The sequence below is a fragment of the Kitasatospora sp. NPDC127067 genome (assembly GCF_042724755.1).
In the GTDB taxonomy this organism is placed as follows: Bacteria; Actinomycetota; Actinomycetes; order Streptomycetales; family Streptomycetaceae; genus Kitasatospora; species Kitasatospora lactacystinica.
Genome location: NZ_JBHXEM010000228.1, coordinates 1237 through 7089, shown reverse-complemented (window position 1 = coordinate 7089; position 5853 = coordinate 1237). Strand labels below are relative to the sequence as shown.

6 protein-coding genes are annotated in these 5853 nt (G+C 75.4%); 4 read left to right on the top strand and 2 right to left on the bottom strand.

The annotated features are described in order from the left end of the window. Positions 1-120: 120 nt before the first annotated feature. Positions 121-1179: a substrate-binding domain-containing protein gene (locus ACFWJ4_RS40250; protein WP_380554105.1), complete on the bottom strand. Its 1059-nt coding sequence runs from the start codon at positions 1177-1179 to the stop codon at positions 121-123. A gap of 248 nt (positions 1180-1427) precedes the next feature. Next, on the bottom strand, positions 1428-2465 hold the full coding sequence (locus tag ACFWJ4_RS40245) for a LacI family DNA-binding transcriptional regulator (protein WP_380554102.1): 1038 nt from the start codon (positions 2463-2465) through the stop codon (positions 1428-1430). 118 nt (positions 2466-2583) lie between these two features. Between ACFWJ4_RS40245 and ACFWJ4_RS40240 the strand changes: the two genes are divergently transcribed. The 4 genes from ACFWJ4_RS40240 to ACFWJ4_RS40225 form a co-directional block, all read left to right on the top strand. Then, entirely contained in the window at positions 2584-3750 is a 1167-nt protein-coding gene (locus tag ACFWJ4_RS40240; RefSeq protein ID WP_380554099.1) for a Gfo/Idh/MocA family protein, read from the top strand. Beyond that, positions 3747-4895, top strand: coding sequence for a dihydrodipicolinate synthase family protein (locus ACFWJ4_RS40235; RefSeq protein WP_380554096.1), 1149 nt, complete (start codon positions 3747-3749; stop codon positions 4893-4895). Before ACFWJ4_RS40240 ends, ACFWJ4_RS40235 begins: the two co-directional genes overlap by 4 nt. Next, the gene (locus tag ACFWJ4_RS40230) at positions 4892-5713 is read left to right on the top strand and encodes a sugar phosphate isomerase/epimerase family protein (protein ID WP_380554093.1); all 822 of its coding nucleotides are present in this window, start codon (positions 4892-4894) and stop codon (positions 5711-5713) included. The genes ACFWJ4_RS40235 and ACFWJ4_RS40230 overlap by 4 nt, the downstream gene beginning before the upstream one ends. Beyond that, positions 5710-5853: glycerate kinase (locus tag ACFWJ4_RS40225; RefSeq protein ID WP_380554108.1), on the top strand; the 144-nt coding region annotated here is incomplete at its 3' end. The genes ACFWJ4_RS40230 and ACFWJ4_RS40225, both read left to right, overlap by 4 nt.

The following is a 5853-nucleotide window of genomic DNA, read 5'->3' as shown; positions in this document are numbered from 1 at the left end:
CCGCCCCGCTGCCCGGGCTGCGGGCCCCCGGCGCGGCCTACCTCGCCCGGCTCGCGCCCTGAGACCGGGGCGGGCCGGGCGGAGCGGCCGGGACGCCCCGGGGCTCCGCCCGGCCGCGCCTCAGCCGGCCGCGCCCGCGCCCCCGCAGGAGGTGCGGATCTCCAGTGAGGGCAGCAGTTCGAGGCGGTGCACGGGCAGCGAGCCGCCGAGGTCCAGGCGGCGCAGCAGCAGCTCCACGGCGGCCGCGCCCACGGCCCGCTTCGGCGGCGCGACAGCGGTCAGCGGCGGCGCGGCGAGGGCCGCGAACACGTCGTCGTACGCGATCAGCGCCACGTCGTCCGGCACCTGGAGGCCCCGGGCCCGCAGCAGCGGCGGCAGCTGGATGGCGTCCTGGTCGTTGTGGACCAGCACGGCCCGCACGCCCCGGGCGGCGGCCTCGGCGATCCGCTCGGCGACGGCCTCGGAGTCGACGCCGGGGCGGCGGATGTCGATCACCGGTTGCGGCTCCAGCCCCAGCAGCGCCGTCCCCTCGGCGTAGCCGGCCCGGACCTGGTGCGCCGTCCAGGTGTCCTCCCGGGCGACCAGCAGCACCGAGCCGTGCCCGAGCGCGACCAGGTGGCGCAGGGCGAGCAGGACGCCGTGCCGGTGGTCCGAGCCGACGGAGTCCAGCGGCGCGCCCTCGCCGTCGGCGGGCGGGCGGCGCTCGACGAGCACGGCGGGCACCGGGAGCCCCCCGGTCCACAGCCGGTCCTCGCCGCCGGCCGGACGCCAGTTGGGGGTGAGGAGCAGGCCGTCCACCCCGGAGTCGAGCAGCTGCCCGACCTGGGCGCGGTCGTCGGCCGACTCGTACGGGGCGATGGCGAGCACCAGGCGCGCACCGGCGTCCGCGGCGGCCGAGCGGGCGCCGCCGACCACCTCGTCGAAGTACGAGCCGACGGTGGGGACGAGCATGCCCAGGACCCGGTCGGCGCCCTCGGTCGCGGTGGGCTTGGCGCGCGGCAGCGAGACGGCGCCGTGCGAGCGGTGCAGCAGCCCGTCGTCGGCGAGCACCGCGACGTCGCGTCGGACGGTGACGGCCGAGAGGCCCATCCGGGCGGCGAGGTCCACCACGCGTACCGTCCTGAGGTCGCGCACGACCTCCAGGATCCGGGACCGACGCTCCTCGGCCGTGATGGTCATGGCTTCCTCCTGCGTGCCCCGTACCCCGTGCCGCACGGCATCTGATCAATCTGGCTCGTTCAATCGAAATTCGATCGAACGAACACAGATGTGCCGAGTCGATCAGACCCACCGTACCGGTCGGCCGATCGTCCGGTCAGGCCATCCCGCGTTCCCGGCCTGCGGAAACCCGCCCCAATCGCCCGAACCGCCCGGACCGCCCGCTCACCGGGCGTCCGGCACCGTCGCCCGGCCGGCCGCTCCCCCCTTCACCGGTCCCGCACGGGCGCCGCCCCGGTGCTCCCCCGCAGCACGACCTCGGTCGGCAGTGCCAGCCGGACGGGCCGCCCGCCCCCGTCGGACTCCAGCGCCAGGGTGACGGCACTCGCGCCGAGCCGCTCCAGCGGCATCCGCACCGTCGAGAGCGCCGGCGCCACGTCCGCGGCGAACGGGATGTCGTCGAAGCCGGCCACGGAGATCCGGCCGGGCACGTCGACCCCCCGCGCGCGCAGTTCGCCGAGCGCACCGATCGCGCAGACGTCGGACAGCGCCAGCACGGCGGTCGGCCACTCGGCCTGCGGGCGGTCGAGCAGCCGCCGCACCGCCTCGCGGCCCCCGGCGCGGGTGAACTCCACGTGCTGGACGGCTCCTTCGGCCGGCTCGACGCCCGCCTCGGCGAGCGCCTCGCGCACCCCGGCGAGCCGCTCCATCGGGACCCGCAGCCGCTCCGGCCCGGTGATCACCGCGAACTCGCGGTGCCCCAGGCCGAGCAGAGCCCGGGTCAGGTCGGCCGCGCCCCCGCGGTTGTCCGGCAGGACGGCGTCGTAGCCGGGGCCGTGGTCGGTGATGGTGGCGATCCGCCCGCCGTCCGCCCGGTAGTCGGCGAGCGCCGCGTCGGCGGCCCGGACGGCGGCCGGGTCGGTGTGGGCGGAGCCGGCCAGGACGATGGCCCGCACGCGCTGGCCGTGCAGCATGCGGATGCCCCGCACCTGCGTCTCCGGCTCCCCGTCCGTGTTGATCACCAGCGGGAGCAGCCCGGCCCGCCCGGCGGCATCGGAGACCCCGCGGGCGATGGCCGCGAAGTACGGGTCGGCCACGTCGTGCAGGAGCACGCCGACGTTGGCCGTGGCGGCCCGGGCGAGCGCCTGGGCGGGGGCGTTCGGCAGGTACCCGAGGGCGTCGGCGCTGGCCCGGACCTTCGCGGCCAGTTCCCCGCCGACCGTCCGGGCCGAGCCGTTGAGCGCCCGGGAGGCCGTCGCGAGCGAGACCCCGGCGTGACGGGCGACCTCACTGAGGGTGACACCCATCGACCGTTCCCCGCTTTCCTCCGCCACCTGCATTGACGTGCGAAGCATATCTCCATAACCTCCGGGAAAGCGCTTTCCCCTTGCCGGCACTGACCGCACAGGACGCGGAGGACCACGCATGACCCAGAGAGTGACGCAGAGAGTGATCGGCGTCGTGATGAACGGCGTCACCGGCCGGATGGGCTACCGCCAGCACCTGGTGCGCTCGATCCTGGCCATCCGCGAGCAGGGCGGACTCCCCCTGGAGGGCGGCGACACACTGTGGCCCGAGCCGATCCTGGTCGGCCGCGACGCCCGCAAGCTCGGGGAACTGGCGGACCGCCACGGCCTGACGCACTGGACCACCTCGCTGGACGAGGCGCTGGCCCACCCGCTCGCCGAGATCTACTTCGACGCCCAGATCACCCGGGCCCGCGAGCCGGCCCTGCGCACCGCCATCGCGGCCGGAAAGCACGTCTACACCGAGAAGCCGACCGCGGAGTCCCTCGACGCCGCACTCGAACTGGCCCGACTGGCCCGGGAGGCCGGGGTGTGCAACGGCGCCGTGCAGGACAAGCTCTTCCTGCCCGGCCTGCTCAAGCTCAAGCGACTGGTGGACGGCGGCTTCTTCGGCCGCATCCTGTCGGTGCGCGGCGAGTTCGGCTACTGGGTGTTCGAGGGCGACTGGCAGGACGCCCAGCGCCCCTCCTGGAACTACCGCGCCCAGGACGGCGGCGGCATGATCCTCGACATGTTCCCGCACTGGCGGTACGTGCTGGACCAGGTCATCGCACCCGTCCGCTCGGTGTACGCGCACACCGCCACCCACATTCCGGAGCGGGTCGACGAGCAGGGCCGGACCTACCCGGCGACGGCCGACGACGCCGCCTACGGCGTCTTCGAGCTGGAGGGCGGGATCACCGCCCAGATCAACTCCTCCTGGGCCGTCCGGGTCGACCGCGACGAGCTGGTGGAGTTCCAGGTCGACGGCACCGAGGGCAGCGCCGTCGCCGGGCTGCGCGACTGCCGGATCCAGCACCGGGCCACCACCCCGAAGCCGGTGTGGAACCCGGACCTGCCGGCCACCGAGAAGTTCCGCGAGCAGTGGCAGCAGGTCCCGGACAACGGCGAGTTCGACAACGGCTTCAAGGCCCAGTGGGAGCTCTTCCTGCGACACGTCGCCACCGGCTCCCCGTACACCTGGGACCTCCTGGAGGGCGCCAAGGGCGTCCAGCTGGCCGAACTCGGCCTGCGCTCCGCCCGCGAGGGCCGCCGCCTGAACGTTCCCGAGCTGGAGATCCGATGACCGAGCTGAACCTCCCCGGCCTCGGCCGCCACCGGCTTAGCACCCCCGAGCCGCTGGAGATCCCGGCGCACCCGCCGAAGGAGCGCACGGCCTTCGCCGCCGCGCACGTCGTCGCCGACCCGCTCGGCGGCAACGCCCCCGGCGCCCCGGCCGCCGTCGACTGGGACGCCACCCTCGCCTTCCGCCACCACCTCTGGTCCCTCGGCCTCGGCGTCGCCGACGCCATGGACACCGCCCAGCGCGGCATGGGCCTGGACTGGGCCGCCACCCGGGAACTGATCGTCCGCTCCGGCGCGGAGGCCCGCGCCGTCGGCGGACGGCTCGCCTGCGGCGTCGGCACGGACCAGCTCACCGGCCCGGCCGCGGGCCTCGCCGACATCACGGCCGCCTACGAGGAACAGCTCGCGGTGGTCGAGGAGGCCGGCGCGCAGCCCGTCCTGATGGCCAGCCGCGCCCTGGCCGCGCAGGCCCGCGGGCCGGAGGACTACCTCCGGGTCTACGGCCGGCTGATCGCCCAGGCCGGTCGGCCGGTGATCCTGCACTGGCTCGGCGAGATGTTCGACCCGGCGCTGGCCGGCTACTGGGGCTCCGCCGACCCGGACACGGCCACCGGGACGGTGCTCGCGCTGATCCGGGAGCAACGCGCCGGCATCGACGGCATCAAGGTCTCCCTGCTCGACGCCGAGCGGGAGATCGCCCTGCGCCGCGCCCTGCCCGAGGGCGTCCGGCTCTACACCGGCGACGACTTCGACTACCCGCGGCTCGTCCGCGGCGACGGACTCGGCCACAGCCACGCGCTGCTGGGCGTCTTCGACCCGATCGCCACCCGCGCCGCGGCCGCGCTGCACGCCCTGGACGCCGGCGACCTCGACCGGTACGACGCGCTGCTCGCCCCCACCCTCCCGCTGGCCCGCCACCTGTTCGCGGCGCCGACGTACCACTACAAGACGGGCATCGTGTTCCTCGCCTGGCTGGCCGGCCACCAGAGCCACTTCACCATGGTCGGCGGGGCGCAGAGCGGCCGTTCCGTCGTCCACCTGGTGGAGCTGTTCCGGCTGGCGGACGCCGCCGGGGTGCTGCCCGATCCGGAACTGGCCGCGCACCGGATGCGGCGGTTCCTCGCGGTGGCGGGGGTGGAGGCGTGAACCGGCTCTCGCTGAACCAGATCACCACCAAGGGCTGGAGCCTGCCGGAGGCGGTGCGCGGCTGCGCGGCAGCCGGCGTCCCGGCGATCGGGCTCTGGCGCGACAAGGTGGAGGAGGTCGGCGTCGCGTCCGCGGCCAAGCTGGTCCGCGAGGCGGGACTGGCCGTCAGCAGCCTGTGCCGGGGCGGCTTCCTCACCGCCGAGGGGCCGGACGCCCGCCGGGCGGCGCTCGCCGACAACCTCCGCGCCCTGGAGGAGGCGGCCGAACTCGGCACCGACACCCTGGTGATGGTCGTCGGCGGGGTGCCCGCCGGCAGCCGCGACCTGACCGGGGCCCGGGAGCGGGTCGCCGACCGGCTGGCCGAACTCGCCCCGTACGCCGGTGACCTGGGCGTACGGCTGGCGATCGAACCGCTGCACCCGATGTTCTGCGCGGACCGGGCCGTGGTCTCCACCCTCGGCCAGGCCCTCGACCTGGCCGAGCGCCACCCCGTCGAGCAGGTCGGCGTCGTCGTCGACAGCTACCACGTGTGGTGGGACCCGGACCTCGCCGCGCAGGTCGCCCGGGCGGGCGCCCGGATCGCCTCGTACCAGGTCTGCGACTGGAAGCTGCCGCTGCCCGCCGACGCCCTGCTCGGCCGGGGCCACGTGGGCGACGGCCACATCGACTTCGGCGCGCTGACGACCATGGTCACGGCCGCCGGCTACACCGGCTGGATCGAGACCGAGATCTTCAACCAGGAGATCTGGGACACCCCCGGGGACCGGACCCTCGCGACGGTGGTCGAGCGCCACCGGGCCCACGTGGTGGGCGCATGAGGGTCGTCCTCGCCCCGGACTCCTTCAAGGGGACGGTCACGGCGACCGACGCCGCCCGGGCGCTGGCCGACGGCTGGCGCTCGGTGCGGCCGGGCGACGAGCTGATCGCGCGTCCGATGGCCGACGGCGGCGAGGGCACC

What these genes read in the sequence shown, in the direction of transcription:
- ACFWJ4_RS40250 (WP_380554105.1), bottom strand. Translation starts at nt 1,179, where the DNA reads ATGACCATCACGGCCGAGGAGCGTCGGTCCCGGATCCTGGAGGTCGTG.
- ACFWJ4_RS40245 (WP_380554102.1), bottom strand. Translation starts at nt 2,465, where the DNA reads ATGGGTGTCACCCTCAGTGAGGTCGCCCGTCACGCCGGGGTCTCGCTC.
- ACFWJ4_RS40240 (WP_380554099.1), top strand. Translation starts at nt 2,584, where the DNA reads ATGACCCAGAGAGTGACGCAGAGAGTGATCGGCGTCGTGATGAACGGC.
- ACFWJ4_RS40235 (WP_380554096.1), top strand. Translation starts at nt 3,747, where the DNA reads ATGACCGAGCTGAACCTCCCCGGCCTCGGCCGCCACCGGCTTAGCACC.